Below are 20,001 nucleotides of genomic sequence, written 5' to 3' on the forward strand. Positions count from 1 at the left end.
CCCTGATGAAAAACCAGAGCGAATACCACCCAAACTCAGTTATTGGAGCTTCCCCTCAAACATAGAATCTCCCACAGAGGTTCACGATCGTTCCCGCAGAGGTTGCGTACACTCAGGCCAGCAGTGCCTTCAGGTCGTGGTACAAGGCCTCGGGGATCTGCACCCCTTCCACCAGGCTGCGCGCTCGCGCTTCGTAGCGTCGTTGCGACGGCAAGCGCGCGCCCTGCCCCTGGATACTCTCGAACAGGACTTCGGCCCGGGCCAGGTGGTGTTCGGTGGCCTCGCCGAGAAAGCGCCGCGGGTCGAGGGCGATGATCAGCTCGCCATGGTACGGCGACGACTTGCTGTCGGCGTCATAGGCCAGCGATTCGGCGCTGGTCAGGTCACCGATCAATGGCCCGGCGATCAATTCCACCATCGCCGCCAGCGCCGAACCCTTGTGCCCACCGAACGTGAGCATCGCGCCCGTATCCAGCACCACGTTGGCATCGGTGCTCGACCGTCCCTGGGCATCCACGCCCCAGCCCTCGGGAATCGCCTTGCCGGCACGCCGGTGCAACTCGATGTCGCCCCGGGCAATGGCACTGGTGGCGAAGTCGAAGACAAAGGGGTCCTGGCCCGTACGGGGCCAGCCAAAGGCAATCGGGTTGGTGCCGAACACCGGCTGGTTGCCACCGGCCGGCGCGACCCAGGCATGGCTGGGATTGCAGGCCAGGGCCACCAGGCCGGCGGCGGTCAACTGCTCGATCTCCACCCACAAGGCGGAAAAATGCACGCACCGATTGATCGCCAGGGCGGCAATCCCGTTGGCCCGGGTTTTCTCCTGCAGCAAGGGCAAGCCGGCCTGGTACGCCAACTGGGAAAACCCGCCGGCGGCATCCACCCGCACGATCGACGGCGCCTGGTCGATGACCTGGGGCTGGGCATCGGCCACCACCTTGCCGGCTCGCAGGGAATTCACGCAGCCCAGGACCCGGTACAAGCCATGGGAGGCGCAGCCATCGCGCTCACCGGCGATCACCGTGGCGGCCACCGCCTGGGCATGGGCCGCGTTGAAACCATTGTGCAGCAGGATCGACTCGGCCAGCGCGCGGGCCTCGATCAGGGTCAGTCGGATCATAATCAACTCCTTGGACAGACCGTCCAGACTGGCCCATTGCAGGGTGCGAGGCTTGATCGCTTTAGACAGGGTCGATGACGAATTCAGCACAGCTGCCGTTGTTTGGCAGCCGTGCTCAGACCAGTAGGTCGACCGTCTGCAGCATCCGCCGATACGGCGACTGTGCCTGGCCCATCTCAAAGTGAATGACGTCGATCAGGCACTCCAGGAACCGCTCGGCCGCCGGGCGCAGGGGTTGGCCGCTGCGGCTGATGGCCCCCACCGAGGCACTGCCGACCGGCTCGCGCAACGGCAAGGCGCACAAGCCCTCGCGCTGCGCGCAAATCTCCACCAACGGCCAGGGGAAGATGCTCAACATGTCGGTCTCGCGCAGCAGGCTCAACAGCATCGACAGCGAGTGGGCAAAATGCACATGCCCCTGGCGGGTGATCGTTTCGTCCTGCTGTGAGGCCAGGATCCAGTCGGCCGCGTCCAGCTCCGCCATGGCGTGACAGTCCGACAGCGGATGTTGCTGACGGGCCACCACCGCACAATCGGCGGTGAACAAGGGTTGGCAGGTGAGGTCCGCGCTACGGCTATGGGTATCCAGCCGCCCGACGAACAGATCGATGCTGCCTTCGCGCAGCCGCGGGCAGGCCACGGACGAAAGCCCTTCATGCAGTTCCAGTTGCACCTGGGGAAAGCGCTGGCGAAAACACACCACGGCCTTGGGCATCAACGTCATCGCCAACCACGGCGTCACCGCGACCGCCAGGCGCCCGGTGAGCTCGCCGTTACCGTCAGCCAGCACCTGGCGGGCGCTGACCATCTGCGCCACCAGCAAGCGGGCCTCGACCAACAATTTCTTGCCGACTTCGGTAAACACGATCCCGGAGGTGTGGCGGATCAGCAATTGCGTGGCGGTGTCGGCCTCGAGTTTCTGCAGGGCCTTGGTGACCGCGGCCGGTGAGGTGTCGAGCCGCCTGGCCGCGCCGCGAATACTGCCCGCATCGGCCACGGCCACCAGGGCGTTGAGTTGATAGAACTTCATAGTGTCCGCCACTGTTAACCCTGGGTTGCCTTGTTGACTTTCGGATGTCTATGGGCCGCTCACGTGGCCCTCTAAGCTCGGACCACAGAGCCCGGGCCTTGCACCGCTGCCAGGGACCGTAGCAGAAAACGCCCGCAAGGTTCGCCCAAACGCAGGCTGTCGTGAACCCTGGCACAGGTTGCGGAGCTGGCGACAGTCGGGTTTGACTTCCCGATCATCAAGGAAAACGCTGCCCATGTCCGAGTCCATCACGCTGCTGCAAGAGATCGAGCACGAAATGCGCGAACTGCGCCACCGGATCCATGCCAACCCCGAACTGGGCTATCAGGAGGTCGAGACCAGCCAACTGGTCGCCGACCGCCTGCTCAAGTGGGGTTATCAGGTGACCCGTGGCCTGGCTGAAACTGCCGTCATCGGCACCCTGAAAAAAGGCACCGGTACCCGGGTGATCGGTATCCGGGCGGACATGGACGCGCTGCCCATCCTGGAGAAAACCGGCCTGCCCTACGCCAGCCGGATACCGGGAAAAATGCACGCCTGTGGCCACGACGGGCACACGGTCATGCTGCTCGCCGCCGCCTACGCCCTGGCCCACGACCACCCGTTCGATGGCACCGTGCACCTGATTTTCCAGCCGGCCGAGGAAGGCCTGGCCGGCGCCCGCAGAATGATCCAGGAAGGCGTGCTGCAACAGTTCCCCTGCGATGCGGTGTTCGCCGCGCACAACATGCCGGGCTACCCCACCGGCAAACTTGGGTTCCGCGCCGGGCCGTTCATGGCCTCCGCCGACCAGGTCAATGTCACGATCCACGGCAAGGGCGGCCATGGCGCCATGCCCCACCTGACCGTCGACCCGGTGGTGGTCTGCGCCAGCATCATCATGGCCTTGCAGACCATCGTCTCGCGCAACGTGTCGCCGCAGGAAATGAGCGTGATCACGGTCGGGGCGGTCAACGCCGGCAAGGCTTCCAACGTGATTGCGGACAGCGCCCACATGCTGATCTCGGTGCGGGCACTGGACAATACGGTCAGGGACCGCCTGGAGCGCCAGATCAAGCAACTGATTCACGCCCAGGCCCAGGCATTCGGCGCAACCGCCGAAATTGACTACAGTGCCGACTACCCGTTGCTGATCAACGATGCGCACATGACCCGGTTCGCCAGCCAGGTGGCCACCGACTGGCTGGGCCCGGACGAGGTCATGAACGACATCGCGCCCTTCAACGGCAGTGAGGATTTCGCCTATTTCCTGCAGCAATGCCCGGGCTGCTACCTGATTATCGGCAACGGCGACGGTGAGAAGAGCTGTATGGCCCACGACCCTCGCTATGACTTCAACGACGAGATCCTGCTGCGCGGCGCTGGCTTCTGGGTCAAGTTGACCGAGGCCTTTTTACCGCTCAAGCCTTGAACCAAGACCTGCCAAACCGAGAAAACCCATAATAAATGAGGTCATCATGCAGCCACGTAAACTCCGCTCTACCTTGATGTTGCTCGGGTTGATCTTCGCCCCGCTGTCCCAGGCGCAACCGGTGATCAAGTTCGGCGTCGACCCCAGCTACCCGCCTTTCGAACAGAAGCAGCCCGACGGCTCGCTGAGCGGTTTTGATATCGATCTGGGCAATGCCCTGTGCGCCGAGTTGCAGGTCAAGTGCGTCTGGGTCGAACAGACCTTCGACGGTATGATCCCGGGGTTGAAGGCGAAGAAATTCGACGCCATCCTGTCGGCCTTCAGCGCCACCGCGGCGCGGCGCCAGCAGGTCGATTTCAGCGACCGGATCTACACCGCCCCGTCCTCGCTCGTCGCCCGCAAGGACAGCGGCCTGCTGCCCACGGCCGAGTCCCTCAAGGGCAAGTCGGTGGGGGTGGTCCAGGGCACGCTGCATGAAAGCTTCGCCCGCTCGCACTGGGGCAACCAGGGGGTCAGCATCCTGACCTACCAGACCCAAGACCAAGTGTTTTCCGACCTGATCAATGGGCGCCTGGATGCCACGTTCCAGGCCTCGGTGCAAGCCGATGTCGGGCTGCTGCAAAAGCCCCAGGGCCAGGCCTTCGCCTTTGCAGGCGAGCCCATCACCGATAAGAGCATCATCGGCGACGGGGTGGCCATCGGTGTGCGTAAAAACGAGCCCGAACTCAAGGCGCAGTTGAACACGGCCCTGGCCAGCATTCGCCAGTCCGGCGAGTACGACCAGATCGCGAAGAAGTACTTCAACTTCGACATTTACGGTGAGTGAGGCCACGCCATGAACGACATGATCCCATTCGGTGAGTCCGGTTTTGCCTGCCCCATGAGCGATGAGGCCGTGCGTGCCTTTCAGGCCCATGGCGCGGTGTGCATCCGTAACGCGTTCACCCCACAGCAAATCAGCGAGTTGACCCAGGGTATCGAACGCAACCTTGCCCGCCCCAGCCCCCGCGCCAAAGTGGCCAGCAGTGCCTCGGACCCGGGCTGGTTTTTCGAGGATTTCTGCAACTGGCAGGAGAATGCGCACTACCGCGACTTCATCTTCAACTCTGCCATCGCCCCCATCGCCGCCGCGTTGTTGAACAGCCAACAGGTGCGCCTGCACCACGACCACTTGCTGGTCAAGGAACCCAATACCCGCCAGCGCACGCCCTGGCACCAGGACCAGCCCTACTACAACATCAGCGGCTCGGACACCGTCAGCTTCTGGATCCCCGTCGACCCGGTGTCCAGGGAGTCGACCCTGGAGTTCATCGCCGGCTCGCACAAGGGCCCCTGGCTGATGCCCCGCACCTTCATGGACAGCCAGGCCAAATGGTTTGCCGAGGGCACCCTGGACGAACTGCCGGACATCGAGAACCACCGCCAGGACTATCCCATCCTCGGCTGGGCACTGGAACCGGGGGACATGGTGTGCTTCAACATGCTGACCTTGCACGCCTCCGCAGGCGTCGGCGGGCAACACCGCCGTCGCGCGTTTTCGGTGCGAGTCATCGGCGACGACGTCAGGCATGCGCCCAGGGCCTGGGCCACTTCCCCCGACTTTCCCGGGCTGCAGGAAAGCCTGGCGCCGGGCGAACCCATGGAGCATGCATTGTTTCCGACGCTGTCGCAGCGTGGAGTCTGAGCGCCGGTGCACGCTAACCGAAGGCTATGCCCGGTTCAGTACAAGAAGTGCCCTGCGACAGAAACGGCAGCACATGCCCGACGAACGCCTCATGCGCTTCCTCCATGATGAAGTGGCCGCACCCAGGCACGATGGCGCCCCTGAGATCCAGGGCGTTGCCCTTCATCGTCATCAACGGTGCATCGTTGGTCGCGTGTTCAGCACCAATGGCCAGGACGGGCATTTCCAGGGGCTTGCCCGCCCGCCGCTGGTTCTGGGCGATGGTTTCGGGAATCGCCCGGTAATAGGCAAAACCGCCTCGTAGCCCACCCGGTGCCGAGTACGCATTGACGTAGCTCTGCACCGCCACCCGGTCCTGGCGCACCGACCATTTTTCAAACATGTACGCCAGGTACCGGGCTTCCCGCCCGGTAATCAGCACCTCGGGCAGATCCTGCAGTTGGTTGAACATGAAGTGCCAGACAAAGATGTTCTGCTCGGCGGGCACAAAGATCGAGGGGGCCGGCGCCAGTCCCGGGATAACGGCCTCCGTCAGCACCAGCTTCTCCACGGCCTGGGGGAAATCACTCGCCAGTGCATACGCCACCCACATGCCGACGTCGTGGCCCACCACGGCGTAATGGTCGTGGCCCAGGCTGTGCATCAGGCCGTGCAAGCGACTGGCTGTCGTCCCGGTGTCATAACCCTGCGCCGGCTTGTCGGACAGGCCCATCCCCGGCAAGTCGACCGCGATGGCCTGATAGCCCTGTTCGGCCAGCGCTTTCATCACATGCCGCCAGGTCAACCAGGTTTGTGGCCAGCCCGGGATCAACAGCACAGGCGCCCCTCGTCCCTCGGTGACATAGTGAATGCGAATGCCGTCCACGTGCCCATAGCCATGGGTGTATTCACGGCCGGCGAAGGCCTGTTGTTCGAAGTAGTCCATGTCATGCCTGTCCTTGAGGTGATGGGGATGTAAAGCCGAGCATGCTGTTGATCTGCGCCTGATCGACCGGTGCACCCGCGAAGTCGTCGAACACCTTGTCCGTCACCCGGATGATGTGTTCATTGATAAAGGCCACGCCCTCCCTGGCACCGTCCTGCTGGTCCTTGAGGCAGCACTCCCACTCCAGCGTCGCCCAGCCGGCATAGTCATGCAGTGCGAGCCTGGAAAAGATGCCCTTGAAGTCGACCTGGCCATCCCCCAGCGAACGGAACCGCCCGGCGCGGTCGGCCCAAGACTGATAACCGCCGTAGATGCCTTGCCGGCCCGTTGGGTTGAACTCCGCATCCTTGACGTGAAACATGCGAATGAAATCGCGGTAGATATCCAGGTAGTCCAGGTAATCGAGTTGCTGCAGCACAAAGTGACTGGGGTCGAAGAGGATCTTGCAGCGCTCATGATTGCCAACCCGCTGAAGAAACCTCTCGAAGGTCACGCCGTCATGCAGGTCTTCGCCGGGATGGATCTCGTAGCACAGGTTCACGCCCTGCTCGTCACACGCGTTGAGGATGGGCAGCCAGCGCCTGGCAAGCTCGTCGAAGGCCGAGTCGATCAGGCCCTCGGGGCGTTGCGGGAATGGAAACAGGTAAGGCCAGGCGAAGGAGCCGGAAAACGTCCCCATGTCCGTGAGCCCAAGCCGGCGCGAGGCCTTGGCGGACAGTTGCAAACGTTCAAGGGCCCATTGGGTTTTGCCTGGCGCATTGCCTTTGAGCGAGGGCGGTGCGAAGCCGTCGCACAGGCTGTCATAGGCCGGGTGCACCGCCACCAGTTGACCGAACAAGTGCGTGGTCAGCTCGCTGATCACCAGGCCGTGCTCCGCCAGGGTGCCGCGAATCTCATCGCAGTAGTCCTGGCTGTGTGCCGCCAGGCCGACATCGAACAATCGCTCATCCCAGGCCGGTATCTGCAGGGCCTTGAACCCGGTCTCCGCCGCCCACGCCGCAATGGACGACAAGCTGTCAAACGGGGCGCTCACGTCACTGAATTGAGCCAGATGCAGACTCGGTCCTTTGAGGGTTTTCATCATTCACTCCATTTTTTGTCGATCGACAAAGAATAGAGAGCACTTCCGCCCCCCGTCAACATCGCGGCTTGATTTTTTTGTCGATCAACCAATAATAGCCGGCAACCCCCTCCTCCATTTGCCCGAGAGATGCACCCCATGGCTGGCAGACCCCGCGAGTTCGACCGCGACCAGGCCTTGCGCAAGGCACGTGATGTGTTTTGGCAACGCGGATTCGAAAGCACCTCCATGTCCGACCTGGTCGAGGCACTGGGTATCGCGTCGGCCCGTATCTACGCCGCGTTCGGTTCCAAGGAGGCGCTCTTCCGGGAGGCCATCGAACTGTACGAGTCCGGCGACGGGGCCTTTGCCGATGCGGCCCTGAACGAGGAACCCAGTGCCCGGACGGCCATCGCACGCATGCTCGGGGAGGCGGTCGAGTTGTATACCCAGCCCGACCGGCCACAAGGTTGCATGGTGGTGTCGTCCGCCACCAACTGCTCGCTCGACAATGACGGCATCAGGGAATGGCTGGCCGAACACCGCCGCAGCCGAACCCGATCGATCATCGAGCGCCTGGAGCAAGCCGTGGACTCCGGCGAACTGCCCGGGCACACGGATGTGAGGTCCCTGGGCGATTGCTACGCGACGATCCTTCACGGACTCTCGGTCCAGGCCCGGGACGGCATAGGTCGCTCACGCCTGTTGGCGACGATCCCCCTGGCCATGTCGGCCTTTGATGCAGCCGCCCGCGACCGCGCGTAGCTGTGCAGCCATGAAGTCGCACGGGTTGACGCTATAAGTCCCGCGACATCAGCCACTGCTCTTTGCCCCATGCCTCGAATCGCTCCATGACTTTCCAGCCGCGCCTGGCGTAATAGTCACGTTGGTCGTGGGTATGCAAATACAGGGTCGGGATGCCGGTTTCCCTGGCGTGGTCGCAGATACCTTCGATCAACTGCGCTGCGAGCCCTTTCCCTCGGGCTTGAGGGGTGATGAATACACAGGCCAGCCACGGGCCCAACTCCGGCCGGTCAGGCAGATCGTCGCTGGCAAGGGCAGCGCCACCCAGCAGTTGCCCTCGGTCCAGGACGATCAACGACTTCCAGCTGCCGTCACGCTGCCCATCAGCGAACTCACGTTGCCAATCGGAAAGAGACTGCTGTGCATACTCGTAGCTGAATTGCCGATACAGCCATTCGGCCATCGTGGCGCACTGATCCATGTGTTGGTCGAGCCAGTCCATGTGCAACATGTGAAGCGCTCCTTTTGTCTGTGTCTGTATTACACGATGCAGGGCCATCGGGTACATCCAGGAAGGCCCCCCGCTGGCGCTGCAGACTAGGTGAAAATGCTGGGGGTTGCCTGAGCTTCTTGAGCCGGCGTCGACCGGAGCCGGCCAGGCCTGGCGGAACACAACACGGCGTCAACGACAGCTGCCTGCCAGGCAAAACGACTGCTAGGCTTTCCGTTAGCCCTGAGCGCATGCCGCTTTCCCTGCCGACCCAGGGCTGTCGGCAGGTGCCAGTCGTTTTCTGGTGTGCGTCGGCAACCTCAGGCAGTTGGCGGTTCGTTGATAAATATCAGAGGGGCGCTACCGGTGCTCCAGTACCCTTTCGCGGGCCATCGCCACCGGCGGCTGGCATCAACGATGCGTGCGAAACGGATTCGAACCATCAGAACAACCAGCCACTGCCAGCCATTTCCCATGACCGGCGCCGCTTGCGAGGTAAGTCAATGCTCTACTGGATGCTGCTCTTCATCCCCGGTGCCATTCTTCTGGAGTTCCTGGCGCCGCAGCAGCACCTGCTGATCTTCCTGACCGCCGCGCTGGCCATCGTGCCGCTGGCCGGCTGGCTGGGCCGGGCCACCGAGCAACTGGCGGAGCGCTCCGGCGAGGGCGTGGGCGGACTGCTCAATGCCACGTTCGGCAACGCCACCGAACTGATCATCGCTCTCAGCGCACTGCGCGCCGGTTTGCACGACGTGGTGCAAGCCTCCATCGTCGGCTCCATCATCGGCAATATCCTGCTGGTGCTGGGCGCTGCCATGCTCGCCGGGGGGCTGGGGCACAAGGAGCAGCACTTCAATGCCTCCGCCGCCCGCTCCCAGGCCACCTTGCTGACCCTGGCAACCATTGCCCTGATCCTCAGTTCAGTAGTGGCCTCCCGTGTCCCTAGCGCGCCGCAGGTGTTAAGCCTGTACATCTCCCTGGTCCTGTTGCTGGTGTACGGGCTGTTCCTGGTGTACTCGCTGGTGACCCACAAAAGCCTGTTTGCCGGGGAACCGGTGGTGCGCGATGCGAGCATGCCGCCCCTCTGGTCGATGAAAAAAGCGTTGCTGGTACTGGCGGCAGCTACCCTGATGATCGCCTGGATCAGTGAAATCCTGGTGGCCGCCATCGAGCCGAGCGCCCATCAACTGGGGCTGAGCAACCTGTTCGTCGGGGTGTTCATTGTCGCGATACTCGGCAATGCGGCCGAGCATTTCTCCGCGATTTCCGCCGCCCGAAAAAATCGCATGGACCTCGCACTTTCGATCTCCATCGGCTCCAGCATTCAGGTCGCCCTGTTCGTCGCCCCCGTCCTGGTCCTGGCCAGCTATGCTATCGGTGCAACGCCCATGGACCTGGCCTTCCCCGGAGGCCTGGTGCTCAGCGTGCTGCTGGCCGTGCTGATTACCGGCCAGGTGGCGGCCGACGGGCGATCGGACTGGCTCAAAGGCGTACAGTTACTGGCGGTGTACCTGATCCTCGGCCTGGCCTATTTCTTCATACCAGAGGCTGTGAGCGCCTGAACCCTATCGACCCAAGGAAAACGTCGCCATGAGCGAAGTCCAGCCCTCCGAACCCGGGCCAGCAACGCCCCCTCAGAACCGTGGCCTGTCCGGCTGGCAACGCTGGCTGCCAGGGCTGCAATTGTTGCGCAGCTACCAGCCCGCCTGGCTGCCGAAGGACCTGATTGCCGGCCTGGTGCTGACCACCATGCTGATCCCGGTGGGCATCGCCTATGCCGAGGCCTCGGGAGTGCCGGGCATCTACGGCCTGTACGCCACGATCATTCCGCTGCTGACCTATGCCCTGTTCGGCCCCAGCCGCATCCTGGTACTGGGCCCCGACTCGGCGCTGGCGGCCATCATCATCGCCGTGGTCCTGCCGCTGTCCGCTGGCGATCCCATGCGCGCCATCGCGCTGGCCAGCGCCATGGCCCTGGTGTCGGGCCTGGTCTGCGTCGGTGCCGGGCTGCTGCGCCTGGGGTTCATCACCGAATTGCTGTCCAAGCCAATCCGCTATGGCTACATGAACGGCATCGCCTTCACCGTGCTGATCAGCCAGACGCCCAAGCTGTTCGGCATCTCCATCGACAGCAGCGGCCCGCTGCGCGACATCCTGGCCCTGAGCAAGGCCCTGCTTGAAGGTCAGGCCAACTGGACAGCCTTCGCCATTGGCATCGGCACGCTGGCGGTCATCCTCGGGCTCGCGCGCTTTGACCGCGTGCCCGGCATCCTCATCGCGGTGGTCGCCGCCACCCTGGTGGTCGGCGGCCTTAACCTGGACGCGGCCTATGGCCTCAAGGTGCTGGGTCCCCTGCCCGAGGGCCTGCCGGGTTTCAGCCTGCCCTGGCTGACACTGACCGACCTGAGCACCGTACTCATAGGCGGTTTCGCCGTGGCGCTGGTGTCCTTCGCCGACACCAGCGTGCTGTCGCGCACCTACGCCGCCCGGACCCGCACCCACGTCGACCCGAATCAGGAAATGATCGGCCTGGGCGCTGCCAACCTGGCTGCGGGACTGTTCCAGGGCTTTCCCATCAGCAGCAGCTCCTCGCGCACCCCGGTGGCCGAGGCGGCCGGTTCCAAGACCCAGCTCACCGGCGTGTTCGGCGCCGTGGGTGTGTCGCTGTTGTTGCTGTTCGGCCCCAACCTGCTGCAGCACCTGCCCAACAGCGCCCTGGCCGCGGTAGTGATCGCCGCCGCCATCGGCCTCTTCGAGTTCAAGGACCTGCGGCGCATCTACCGCATTCAGCGCTGGGAATTCTGGCTGTCGGTCACCTGCTTCGTCGGCGTCGCCGTGCTCGGCGCGGTACCCGGCATCGGCCTGGCGGTGGTGGTGGCGGTGATCGAATTCCTCTGGGATGGCTGGCGCCCGCATTTCGCCGTGCTTGGCCGCGTCGACGGGATTCGCGGTTATCACGACATCTCGCGCTACCCCCACGCCCGCCGTGCCCCGGGCCTGGTGTTGTTCCGCTGGGACGCACCGCTGTTCTTCGCCAATGCCGAACTGTTCCAGAACTGCGTGATGGAAGCCGTCGCCCAGTCCCCGACACCGGCGCGCCGGGTGGTGGTGGCTGCCGAACCGGTCACCAGCGTGGACGTGACCTCGGCGGACATGCTCGTGGAGCTTGAACAAGCCCTGCGCGCCATGGGCGTCGAACTGCGATTTGCCGAAATGAAAGATCCGGTCAAGGACAAGCTGCTACGCCTTGAAGTACTGGAGCGGATCGGCAGCGAGGTGTTCCACCCGACGGTGGGCGCGGCGGTGGACGCGTACCTGGATGAGCATGAGGTGGATTGGACGCCTTGAGCATGGTTGGAGGGGCAGGCCAAGGACTGCCTTACGAACGCCTGCGTGAATCAACTTCGCAAAAGGCCGGCCTTGCGCAACAGACGCATTCATCCGGATTCAGTTACACCCTGTCCTGGCACAGGATTCTCGATTGCCGACGACGGCAACTACTGTTGTAGTTTCTTGATAGCGTTGGATATCGATTCACTACGCTGTTGCTGCCAGGCTTCAACGGGATCGGGCTCTCCATTACCGCAAAGGCGCGCATACGTCCGTTGGCTCTCCTCCTGCACGATGATTTTCAAAACCACAGCTGCGGGTGAAAGCGCTTCTCCTCTACGACTGACGATGCCATAGGCCGTTCTTTCATCAAGCAGATCCCTGGGTATCGGCAAGATGGCAACTCGACCCGCACTGACATGATCGGCAAGAACATCCCAAGGGGCCAATCCGAGCACGTCGCTTTCACGAACCAATTGATACAGAGCTTCGAAATTGTCGCACTCGAAGCTGACCGGAGGGACGCGTGCGTTCAATCGCTCTACGTCCAGCGTTTTACAGGCGGGAAGTCTGGTACAGGCCAAGGGATAGTGACCGATTTGTTCCGGGGATAAGGTAACGCATTCCAGGAGGGGGTGGTGAGGCTGGCAAAAAACCATGACCGGAAAATTGTACAACTCCTCAACCTGCAGCAAAGGATCATCAAGTACCTTTCGGACATCAGCGACATATATTTCAATATTGTGGCCCAATAACTGCTCGCGAAGATTCATCCAGTTATCAATGATCAATAAGGTCCGAACTCTAGGGTGACGGGTGATCAGCAGTGCCAGCGCCCGAGGCACCAAAACTGCTGAAGGGATGGGACCACCGCCAACAAGTAACTCGCCGGACTCAAGATTATCCAGTTGATCAACTGCGTTTTTCAGTCCTTTGCTTGCAATCAATAGCGTACGCGCATGCTCCAGGACCAAGTGACCATGAGCAGTGAGACTGGCGCCCCGGGATGAGCGATCCAGCAGTTGACAGTTAAGCGTTCTCTCCAATGCCTGCAAACTACGTGACAAGGCCGGCTGAGTAAGATTCACTGCCTCGGCGGCACGGGCAAAATTACCATTCTCCGCGATAGCAACAAAGTGTCGTAGTTGTCGAAGATCGTGCATTTCTATGCTTCCGTCATGTCATGGCTCGGGAATGATAGAAGGAAGCATCTTGTGCATGGTGTAAGCCTGCACATCAAGTGCTTACCCTATTTTTAGTATTATTTAATTATGCTTTCCGACCAAACACACAGTTTTAACTCACAACCCGCCTGGACTATAAACCAGCATCATGACTCACACTTGAGTTCAAGCACCTCCGCACCTTGCAGGAACAGGTAGTTTTTAACACAAGCGCCCAATGCAAATCCACACTCGACAGCCTCAAAAATATATCGCGCCCGTTACATTGGAGACCCAGAAACCACCTAACAGATCTTGAGTATTTCCTGAGAATTATTGATTATTGTAAAAAGCATCTGAATAGAACTGCCCTGCCGGTAGGTTACATTGGGTTGTGAACAGGTTAAAAGCATCCTGTATCATATCCGGCGATCCGCAGGCATACACATCAAAATCCCTCAGACAGTCAATTCCATCCATTACACAATTCTGAACGTAGCCCACCATACCCTCCCAGTCATCCCACCGAGAGGGACTGGACAATACGGGTTTGAAATGGAGACTCTTATAATCGTTTATGAGACTCGCAATTGACTCCAGGAAATACAAGTCCTCATAAGATCGTCCACCCCAGTAAAAATGGATTACCCGGCCGCTATCGATAGTGCCAGATGCGAGCATTGACAGGATGGGCGAAAACCCGGTTCCCGTTGCGATAAAAAGGAGATTTCGTTCTGATGCATCATCCAGTTTGAAATCCCCGTATGGGCCTCTGATCCAGAGCACATCATTCAGCTGAATTGAATGTTTTAGACGCTCGGAGAAAACCCCACCCCGCCGATAGCGAACATGCAACTCAACAACGCCATCCTTATGGGGTATGTTGGCAATGGAATAGGCACGGAACAGGCCATCGCCCACTTCAACCTCTATATATTGCCCTGGGTTGGCAACGATCATAGTGTGCACTGACAACTTCAATCGCAGAATGAACACCGAGCCTTTTTCTTCCTTATGGACGACAAGCACCCCCTCCTTCCTACGCGACACCCTGGCCACCCCAGTTCCTTGACTGTTGGTTGCGCAGACAATATCACTCGTGGCTATGGCGCAGCAGGGTAAAAAATAGTTCCCTGCAACTTCATCTTCCGTCAGACAGACTGTTGACCCTGAGCGATACTCTACACCCCCTGATATTAATTTTAGCTTACAGACTCTACAGACCCCCTTCACACAGCCCTGTTGCAGGTTTATGTTTTGACGCTTGGCCGACTCCAGTATGGTCTCGTGTTCGTTTGCGGAGAAAGTAACCTCATCAGACTGCAAAAATACATTATAAACCATAACTTCACCTTGCTTGAGTGCGCAGCCTTCCGGAGATTATGAAAACCCCTTACCTACCTCAACAAAAGCTGACAAACAATCTCCCTCCAGGTCGACACTGCGAGTGTCGACCTGGAAGTGAGCGCCTCCTACATCTCGATAAAAACTTCAGAAGCTTTATTCAAGTCGCGCACTGGACATGACCTGCCTTCAACTGACCTATATAGCTTTTGGCTGACATTACAAAATCATCTGGTGAGTAACCGCCGCCCGACTCCTCAACAATAAAGTTCCCTTGATACCCCTCACCCCTCATGAAGTCGAGAACCTGATGGTAATCGAAGTTTCCTTTTTGCAGAGGAAGGTGAACATGCTCACCATTACAAACATCATTAAAGTGAGCATTTTTTACATCTGGAATAATCTTCTTCAATTTCTCCAGGTACTCATCCTTATTGAGCTTATGGTAGAAGGCATGAAAATGAACCAGGTCCAGGGTCAGTGAAATATTACCGTGCCGGCACAACCTTTCATGCTGCTGATCCGACAACACAATATATTTCTCACGATCCGGCCCGGTGTTTTCCAGCAATATTTCTATCTTATGCTTTAGCGAGACCGCAGTGAGCGCGTCAAGTGACTTTGCAAGCTGATCAAAATCGAATGACACCATGCCGAGCTGGTCTAGCTCTACGTAACCTGGATGAATAGTGATGATGTCTGCCCCAATCTCCGCAGCCCTGATGATGTACCTGCTTAAATAGTCGACCGCACAGAGCCTCGTAACTTCATCCCTATTGGATATATCGGTTTCCATGCCAATGTAGGGAGCATGTGTCGAATAGTAAACGCCCGTCACCTCACGAATGAGATTAAGTTTATCCCGCTGCTTATGCCACTCAGCTTCGTTGGAGTCGATCATAAATCGCAGGTCTTTTTCGAACTCTATTTCTATCGCTTTGAAATCATTGGCCAGGCGCTCAACCAACCTGGCGATGTCGGCAGGATTATCAAAGATATTAGTAGAGAACCCAATTTTATTGCACAGACTCATCACCTTACTCCTCACTTATAGTTTATATGCTCGCACTGCGTCATTGCCTTGCTGCTTGACAATCTATTGAGGTGAAAATTTCTTTGCAGACCTATACTGTTAGGATTTATAAACTCGTAGGTCTCAGGATCTTTGATAATGGCGCTCTGGTGGATACCGGCGCATGTCGAGAATGCATGGGAGCCAATGATCGGCTTGTTGGCATTGGGTTCCTTCCCGATTATCGTGTAAAAGAACTGGCACATTTCGACAGCGTCTTTAAGTGTTATACCGGTGCTTATTTTTCCTTTGTACCCGTCGCAGTGTGAAAGCACCGCCATCACTTCTTCAAATGATGCATTTCCACACCGCTCACCTATCCCGCCCAAAGTGACCTGGACCTCATACACGCCAGCATCAATTGCGGAAATTGTATTAGCCACCGCCAGACCCAAATCATTGTGAAAGTGGGCCGCAAACCTGACGTCCGGATAAGCGTATATAAATGTTGAGAAAAAGTGATACGCCCTGGCCGGTGTCATAGCCCCAACCGTGTCGGCTAAACAAATATCCCGTACACCATTGGCTATCAGGAACCGTATCTGCTGATGCAAAAGCGCTTCACTACCTCTGGTTGAATCTTCCAGAATGGCATAGATTCTTCCACGAAATTCAGCCTCTCTTATCCTCGCCAGTGACCTCTCCAGTAGCGCGTGGACGCCGTCCGAATCCATCTGCATCTTTTTGTTCAGGTGTATCTCCGAGCCCACGCAAAGAAGGTTGATCGTTGAGTGCTTGAAGCCTTTCAGCGCTTTGACGGTGTTATGAATTTCCACATCATTCAGTCGACACAATGCGGCGATATTCTTATCGCCAACCACCTGAGTTGCTTCCTCGAAAAGATCCTGGCTTTCCTGATCGGTGACCATACCCAGTTCGATTACGGCCACATCAAGCTTGATCAGTCTCTCAAGGACGCTCAGTTTCTGCTTGTTATTAAGCAGATAACCAATACCCTGCTCGCCATCTCTCATAGTGGTATCAAAAAAGCGGATAGTCTTCATGAAACATCACCATTGTCGTTATGTATAAAATCATCGATAGAAGCAGACTTCTCAGGATCGACCCGGTGTACCTGGACGTAAAAAATGCTGCTGCAATCGCTAGAGCCGCAAGTACATTTTTTGTTTCGAACGTTTGTGCCAACTGAGCAAATGTGGCATTGCCGAATGCAACGTTGACAATAATCCCCCCCATAATAAAACAGACAGCATATTCAACAGTCTTTGCTGTCAACCCAGTGGGGGCGAGTGTCAATTTATGGGATAAAAATGGAAGTATCTTCAGGCAATAACTTGCCAATGAGACCAGCAGAATGGTAATCATGAAGCCCCCAGACCATTCGAATTGACATCCCGCACAGCCAGAAAGTAGCCGGCTACAACAGGAAGTCCAACCATAAGCCAGACGGAATCAAGCTCAACCAATAATGGCGCGCAAAGACCTCCGATAATGGTCGCAAGTACGGTAAAACCTTGTCCGGAATTTTTGGCGGTCAATGCCGTAAAGTGTAAAGGCAGAATCATGACCATAAACATTTCCAAGGAGGCATAATCAACACGACTTGACAGTAGAAACCCAAATACCGTCGCGACAATTGCCACCAGGTAACTGGGTACCGAGACACCAAGGTAGTAGCGAAACTGCGACTTGCCACTCGTTATCCCTGACGACTTCAGATGATAATGCGTAACCGCATAAGTACTCGCGCTAAACATCAACATGGACAACAGAACCTTGACCCTGGAAACCCCAACGAAATATTGCGAAGCCACCATTGACATAAATAAAAACCTGAAATTAACCAGCAGGGTTAACGCCAGAGCGGCAGCAATTTGACCATTTGAAACAACATCGACTCCGGTCACCTGCAGCGGCGCAGCAAAGATCAACGCCGTCCCAAACGCGGCATCCACCAGTTGAATCCCTTTTTCCTGATACAGCGCCCCCAAAGATGCGAAAACAAAAAAGAAAGATACGGCCACCGGTATCGAATCGACCATCCCTTGCTTGGCATGAATATTTATTCTCAACTTGACCTCCTATTCCAGTGTTTTGCTTACGGACACAGGCAGCCCTCTTTCAAGACTTGAAAGTCGGACTTGTACAACTAAATATAATCAGGCACTTCTGCACACCCGGGCAGACTTTATCAAGCGACGAGAGTGGCGAGACGCTTGACCATTTCGATAACTCTGCGCACGAACAGAGCGTTGGATTCAAGTTCATCACCCAGATGATCTATATCATCAGATAATCCGTCAGATCATTTAAAGCGATGACACAACAACACTAATCCCCAGGCTTCCGTGACCAAAGACTAGCGCTGTAAAACCATGAGTAGCAATGCGACAAGAAAACAGCAAATGTAACAAGTTATTGCAATGTTACTATTTCGCTATCTCGCCTCGTATTTGCTAATTCAAACCGTGTTTCAGATGCACGCATTCTCTCCGGCGATGCAATATCTGCATCAGAAAACCCGTCCGGCCTGCACCTATTGAAGAATGCATGCCAAATGATCCATAGGCACCATCTTCAAGTCGCCATTTCTGTTGTAAGCACTACCCGGGTTGCATCATTTCTCGCTCCGAGAACAGCAGCCTGCGGATAGCTTTTACTCCGGACACACCACAGGGCTGGAGGCGTCACCAGAAATGCACGGAAACCCTCACTTTCCTGCGGACAATAAAAAACCCCGTAGCTCATTGAACCAAGGGGTTTTCATGTGAGGAGTAGCTTGTTTAATCCTTGACCCGACGCTGGAAATAGCAGGTTTGTTGCTGCCCCCTGATTGGGGGCAACACTGTTCGATCAGTGCGACAAGCCTCAGGCACAGGTGGGTGTCACAGGCACCTGGCCGATGTCGCAGACATAGCGGTCGCGGCCCTGTTGCTTGGCCTGGTACAGCAACTGGTCGGCGCGGATCAGTAACGCCTCGAGGCTGTCGCCGGTGCCGCGCCACGCGCTGACACCCAGGCTGCACGTCACGCCAATGCACTGTCCTTCATGGCTCAAGGGGGCCTTGCGCAGCGTTTTCAGCAGACGCTCCGCCAGCAGCCGGGCCCCCTCCAGATCGGTGTCCGGCAGCAGGATGACAAACTCCTCGCCCCCCATGCGGGCGAGCACGTCATGTTGGCGGATGATCCGCTCCAACTGGCGCACGAAAAATTTCAATACCTGATCACCACCATCATGGCCATACGTATCGTTGATCCGCTTAAAATGGTCGATGTCCAGTTGCAACACGCTCAGCGGACGACCGTTGCGGATGGCGCGGCTCAGTTCTCTCTCGCCCAGCACCATCAGCGCACGCCGGTTGTAGGCACCGGTGAGAAAGTCACGGGTGGCCGCCTGGTGATGCGCCACGCTGATATCGACCAGATGCACCAGCAGTAGACCGATCAACGGCAAACAGACGAGCAGCCCGGCCAGCAACATCAATGGAAAGCTATTGATCCGCACGAACAGCGCCAGGTAGCTCGAGATCAGCGGCTCACTGTAGTAAATCAGTTGCAACTTGCCACCGGGATCCGCCAGGTGCCGGGTAAATCGTTCACCGCCCGTCGTCTCGGCCACCCCCTCGGCCCCCACGAGGGTGGCCGCAGAAGCTAGCCCGGGTGGTACCAGTGCCTGCCAGAGTTCGACTGAGCAGGGCAGGTACTCAACCCTGCCTGAGTCCAGGTGCATATGGATGTCGAAGTACAACACAGGCTCATGTTCCTGGGTCATGGCGACGTGAATCACGATGCCATCGCCAAACGCACGCGCGAGGTCCGGGCGCGCGGGCAACGGCACGGGTGTCATTTCGGTCTGTGTCTGCTGGATCAAGGCAAAACCACCGTCGCAGGCATAGCCGATGACTTGGCGGCTGACCATGCGGATCTTGCCTTCGTTCAAACTCATGTGCGGCGTGTCCGGGGCTGACAGGCTGTCTGCCAGCGCGCGAGGCACACTCAGCAGTTGCTGATCAAGCTCCGGCATGTTCCGGGCCAGGATCGCACTGACCAGCTCCCGCCGGGTTATTGACTCACTCGACAGGCAAGTGCCTGTCGGTGGGTCGGCCCATTGCAGGGCCTGATGCAACTCGTGGATGGAAATTTGCTTCATCAAGCTGGAAAAGGCCTGATTGGTACGTTCCACCAGCGCCGCATGCTGCCCGGCGAGCAACAACTCACGCTGCAGTTGGTACTGATGCACAAGCCCCTGCAAGGCGACCAGGGACAGTACCGCCACCACCAGCCAACAACCGATCCTGACGCTGCGCGCGTGTTCGACAACCCAATTCATGACACCTGCTCCACTGCGGCACCTGGCACGCGTTGTCTTGCTTCACTGCTAATCTTGCGCAAGGCTGGAACGGCCGTGTCCAACTCGCTCGCGTCAACATCGGCATAGCGTCGGACGATCGGCTTGAACGCGTCTTCCCGGGCATTGAAGACAACCTGCAACGCCTGAGCACCACGGGTAGCAACACACAGGGGGTAATACTTGCGCAGCCATTCACTGATCAACTGCCGATCGGCTGGCCGGTCATCGACAATCAGCACGGTGGATTTATAGGTAGGGCAGCTCATCTGGTCCTTCTCGCGACGGGCTCGCGGGGGGTAGTCAGGACGCGGCGGAAA

19 protein-coding genes are annotated in these 20,001 nt (G+C 58.4%); 6 read left to right on the forward strand and 13 right to left on the reverse strand.

What is annotated here, in order from left to right:
- Positions 1 to 112: 112 nt before the first annotated feature.
- Both AC3WQN_RS15860 and AC3WQN_RS15865 read right to left on the reverse strand, forming a co-directional pair.
- Positions 113 to 1,120 carry an Ldh family oxidoreductase gene (locus AC3WQN_RS15860; protein ID WP_103400005.1) on the reverse strand — a complete coding sequence of 336 codons (1,008 nt, stop codon included), beginning with the start codon at positions 1,118 to 1,120 and terminating at the stop codon, positions 113 to 115.
- A gap of 115 nt (positions 1,121 to 1,235) precedes the next feature.
- Positions 1,236 to 2,150, reverse strand: a complete 915-nt coding sequence (locus AC3WQN_RS15865; RefSeq protein ID WP_103400004.1) for a LysR family transcriptional regulator — start codon at positions 2,148 to 2,150, stop codon at positions 1,236 to 1,238.
- Between the two features lie 235 nt (positions 2,151 to 2,385).
- On the opposite strand from AC3WQN_RS15865, the gene AC3WQN_RS15870 reads away from it, so the two are divergent.
- Genes AC3WQN_RS15870 through AC3WQN_RS15880 form a run of 3 tightly spaced genes read left to right on the forward strand, consistent with a single transcriptional unit; the run spans position 2,386 to position 5,245 of the window.
- Positions 2,386 to 3,561 carry a M20 aminoacylase family protein gene (locus tag AC3WQN_RS15870; RefSeq protein WP_103400003.1) on the forward strand — a complete coding sequence of 392 codons (1,176 nt, stop codon included), beginning with the start codon at positions 2,386 to 2,388 and terminating at the stop codon, positions 3,559 to 3,561.
- A 46-nt stretch (positions 3,562 to 3,607) separates the two neighbouring features.
- Positions 3,608 to 4,387 (forward strand): ABC transporter substrate-binding protein, encoded by a 780-nt coding sequence (locus AC3WQN_RS15875; RefSeq protein ID WP_103400002.1) that lies wholly within the window; start codon positions 3,608 to 3,610, stop codon positions 4,385 to 4,387.
- 9 nt (positions 4,388 to 4,396) lie between these two features.
- Positions 4,397 to 5,245 (forward strand): phytanoyl-CoA dioxygenase family protein, encoded by an 849-nt coding sequence (locus tag AC3WQN_RS15880; RefSeq protein WP_103400001.1) that lies wholly within the window; start codon positions 4,397 to 4,399, stop codon positions 5,243 to 5,245.
- A gap of 13 nt (positions 5,246 to 5,258) precedes the next feature.
- Here AC3WQN_RS15880 and AC3WQN_RS15885 read toward each other — a convergent pair whose 3' ends face one another.
- Both AC3WQN_RS15885 and AC3WQN_RS15890 read right to left on the reverse strand, forming a co-directional pair.
- A complete protein-coding gene (locus AC3WQN_RS15885; RefSeq protein ID WP_103400000.1) occupies positions 5,259 to 6,170 on the reverse strand; it encodes an alpha/beta fold hydrolase in 912 nt (303 codons plus the stop codon).
- Position 6,171: 1 nt separating this feature from the next.
- On the reverse strand, positions 6,172 to 7,251 hold the full coding sequence (locus tag AC3WQN_RS15890; protein WP_103399999.1) for a sugar phosphate isomerase/epimerase family protein: 1,080 nt from the start codon (positions 7,249 to 7,251) through the stop codon (positions 6,172 to 6,174).
- Between the two features lie 138 nt (positions 7,252 to 7,389).
- Here AC3WQN_RS15890 and AC3WQN_RS15895 point away from each other — a divergent pair, with 138 nt between their 5' ends.
- Positions 7,390 to 7,995, forward strand: a complete 606-nt coding sequence (locus AC3WQN_RS15895; protein WP_103399998.1) for a TetR/AcrR family transcriptional regulator — start codon at positions 7,390 to 7,392, stop codon at positions 7,993 to 7,995.
- 31 nt (positions 7,996 to 8,026) lie between these two features.
- Here the strand turns inward: AC3WQN_RS15895 and AC3WQN_RS15900 are convergent, their stop codons facing one another.
- Positions 8,027 to 8,485: a GNAT family N-acetyltransferase gene (locus tag AC3WQN_RS15900; protein ID WP_103399997.1), complete on the reverse strand. Its 459-nt coding sequence runs from the start codon at positions 8,483 to 8,485 to the stop codon at positions 8,027 to 8,029.
- A gap of 482 nt (positions 8,486 to 8,967) precedes the next feature.
- Between AC3WQN_RS15900 and cax the strand changes: the two genes are divergently transcribed.
- A complete protein-coding gene (gene cax / locus AC3WQN_RS15905; RefSeq protein WP_103399996.1) occupies positions 8,968 to 10,026 on the forward strand; it encodes a calcium/proton exchanger in 1,059 nt (352 codons plus the stop codon).
- Between the two features lie 28 nt (positions 10,027 to 10,054).
- Positions 10,055 to 11,812 (forward strand): SulP family inorganic anion transporter, encoded by a 1,758-nt coding sequence (locus AC3WQN_RS15910; RefSeq protein WP_103399995.1) that lies wholly within the window; start codon positions 10,055 to 10,057, stop codon positions 11,810 to 11,812.
- Between the two features lie 149 nt (positions 11,813 to 11,961).
- On the opposite strand, the gene AC3WQN_RS15915 is transcribed toward AC3WQN_RS15910, so the two are convergent.
- The 8 genes from AC3WQN_RS15915 to AC3WQN_RS15950 all read right to left on the reverse strand — a co-directional run bounded on the left by AC3WQN_RS15915 (position 11,962) and on the right by AC3WQN_RS15950 (position 19,950).
- On the reverse strand, positions 11,962 to 12,957 hold the full coding sequence (locus AC3WQN_RS15915; protein ID WP_103399994.1) for a LysR family transcriptional regulator: 996 nt from the start codon (positions 12,955 to 12,957) through the stop codon (positions 11,962 to 11,964).
- A gap of 333 nt (positions 12,958 to 13,290) precedes the next feature.
- The gene (locus AC3WQN_RS15920) at positions 13,291 to 14,301 is read right to left on the reverse strand and encodes an FAD-binding oxidoreductase (protein ID WP_103399993.1); all 1,011 of its coding nucleotides are present in this window, start codon (positions 14,299 to 14,301) and stop codon (positions 13,291 to 13,293) included.
- 160 nt (positions 14,302 to 14,461) lie between these two features.
- On the reverse strand, positions 14,462 to 15,334 hold the full coding sequence (locus tag AC3WQN_RS15925; protein ID WP_103399992.1) for a sugar phosphate isomerase/epimerase family protein: 873 nt from the start codon (positions 15,332 to 15,334) through the stop codon (positions 14,462 to 14,464).
- An 11-nt stretch (positions 15,335 to 15,345) separates the two neighbouring features.
- The gene (locus AC3WQN_RS15930; protein WP_103399991.1) at positions 15,346 to 16,377 is read right to left on the reverse strand and encodes a LeuA family protein; all 1,032 of its coding nucleotides are present in this window, start codon (positions 16,375 to 16,377) and stop codon (positions 15,346 to 15,348) included.
- On the reverse strand, positions 16,355 to 16,699 hold the full coding sequence (locus tag AC3WQN_RS15935; RefSeq protein ID WP_103399990.1) for a hypothetical protein: 345 nt from the start codon (positions 16,697 to 16,699) through the stop codon (positions 16,355 to 16,357). The genes AC3WQN_RS15930 and AC3WQN_RS15935 overlap by 23 nt, the downstream gene beginning before the upstream one ends.
- A complete protein-coding gene (locus AC3WQN_RS15940) occupies positions 16,696 to 17,406 on the reverse strand; it encodes an AzlC family ABC transporter permease (protein ID WP_103399989.1) in 711 nt (236 codons plus the stop codon). Before AC3WQN_RS15940 ends, AC3WQN_RS15935 begins: the two co-directional genes overlap by 4 nt.
- Before the next feature lie 796 nt (positions 17,407 to 18,202).
- A complete protein-coding gene (locus AC3WQN_RS15945; RefSeq protein WP_103399987.1) occupies positions 18,203 to 19,663 on the reverse strand; it encodes a GGDEF domain-containing protein in 1,461 nt (486 codons plus the stop codon).
- Entirely contained in the window at positions 19,660 to 19,950 is a 291-nt protein-coding gene (locus tag AC3WQN_RS15950; RefSeq protein WP_103399986.1) for a response regulator, read from the reverse strand. Before AC3WQN_RS15950 ends, AC3WQN_RS15945 begins: the two co-directional genes overlap by 4 nt.
- Positions 19,951 to 20,001: the final 51 nt, after the last annotated feature.

The sequence above is a fragment of the Pseudomonas sp. FW300-N1A1 genome (assembly GCF_058789115.1).

Coding starts and splice junctions, on each gene's coding strand:
- AC3WQN_RS15880 (WP_103400001.1), top strand. CDS start 4,397: ATGAACGACATGATCCCATTCGGTGAGTCCGGTTTTGCCTGCCCCATG.
- AC3WQN_RS15920 (WP_103399993.1), bottom strand. CDS start 14,301: ATGGTTTATAATGTATTTTTGCAGTCTGATGAGGTTACTTTCTCCGCA.
- cax (WP_103399996.1), top strand. CDS start 8,968: ATGCTCTACTGGATGCTGCTCTTCATCCCCGGTGCCATTCTTCTGGAG.
- AC3WQN_RS15865 (WP_103400004.1), bottom strand. CDS start 2,150: ATGAAGTTCTATCAACTCAACGCCCTGGTGGCCGTGGCCGATGCGGGC.
- AC3WQN_RS15915 (WP_103399994.1), bottom strand. CDS start 12,957: ATGCACGATCTTCGACAACTACGACACTTTGTTGCTATCGCGGAGAAT.
- AC3WQN_RS15935 (WP_103399990.1), bottom strand. CDS start 16,699: ATGATTACCATTCTGCTGGTCTCATTGGCAAGTTATTGCCTGAAGATA.
- AC3WQN_RS15860 (WP_103400005.1), bottom strand. CDS start 1,120: ATGATCCGACTGACCCTGATCGAGGCCCGCGCGCTGGCCGAGTCGATC.
- AC3WQN_RS15945 (WP_103399987.1), bottom strand. CDS start 19,663: ATGAATTGGGTTGTCGAACACGCGCGCAGCGTCAGGATCGGTTGTTGG.
- AC3WQN_RS15895 (WP_103399998.1), top strand. CDS start 7,390: ATGGCTGGCAGACCCCGCGAGTTCGACCGCGACCAGGCCTTGCGCAAG.
- AC3WQN_RS15885 (WP_103400000.1), bottom strand. CDS start 6,170: ATGGACTACTTCGAACAACAGGCCTTCGCCGGCCGTGAATACACCCAT.
- AC3WQN_RS15930 (WP_103399991.1), bottom strand. CDS start 16,377: ATGAAGACTATCCGCTTTTTTGATACCACTATGAGAGATGGCGAGCAG.
- AC3WQN_RS15900 (WP_103399997.1), bottom strand. CDS start 8,485: ATGTTGCACATGGACTGGCTCGACCAACACATGGATCAGTGCGCCACG.
- AC3WQN_RS15925 (WP_103399992.1), bottom strand. CDS start 15,334: ATGAGTCTGTGCAATAAAATTGGGTTCTCTACTAATATCTTTGATAAT.
- AC3WQN_RS15910 (WP_103399995.1), top strand. CDS start 10,055: ATGAGCGAAGTCCAGCCCTCCGAACCCGGGCCAGCAACGCCCCCTCAG.
- AC3WQN_RS15890 (WP_103399999.1), bottom strand. CDS start 7,251: ATGAAAACCCTCAAAGGACCGAGTCTGCATCTGGCTCAATTCAGTGAC.
- AC3WQN_RS15870 (WP_103400003.1), top strand. CDS start 2,386: ATGTCCGAGTCCATCACGCTGCTGCAAGAGATCGAGCACGAAATGCGC.
- AC3WQN_RS15875 (WP_103400002.1), top strand. CDS start 3,608: ATGCAGCCACGTAAACTCCGCTCTACCTTGATGTTGCTCGGGTTGATC.
- AC3WQN_RS15950 (WP_103399986.1), bottom strand. CDS start 19,950: ATGAGCTGCCCTACCTATAAATCCACCGTGCTGATTGTCGATGACCGG.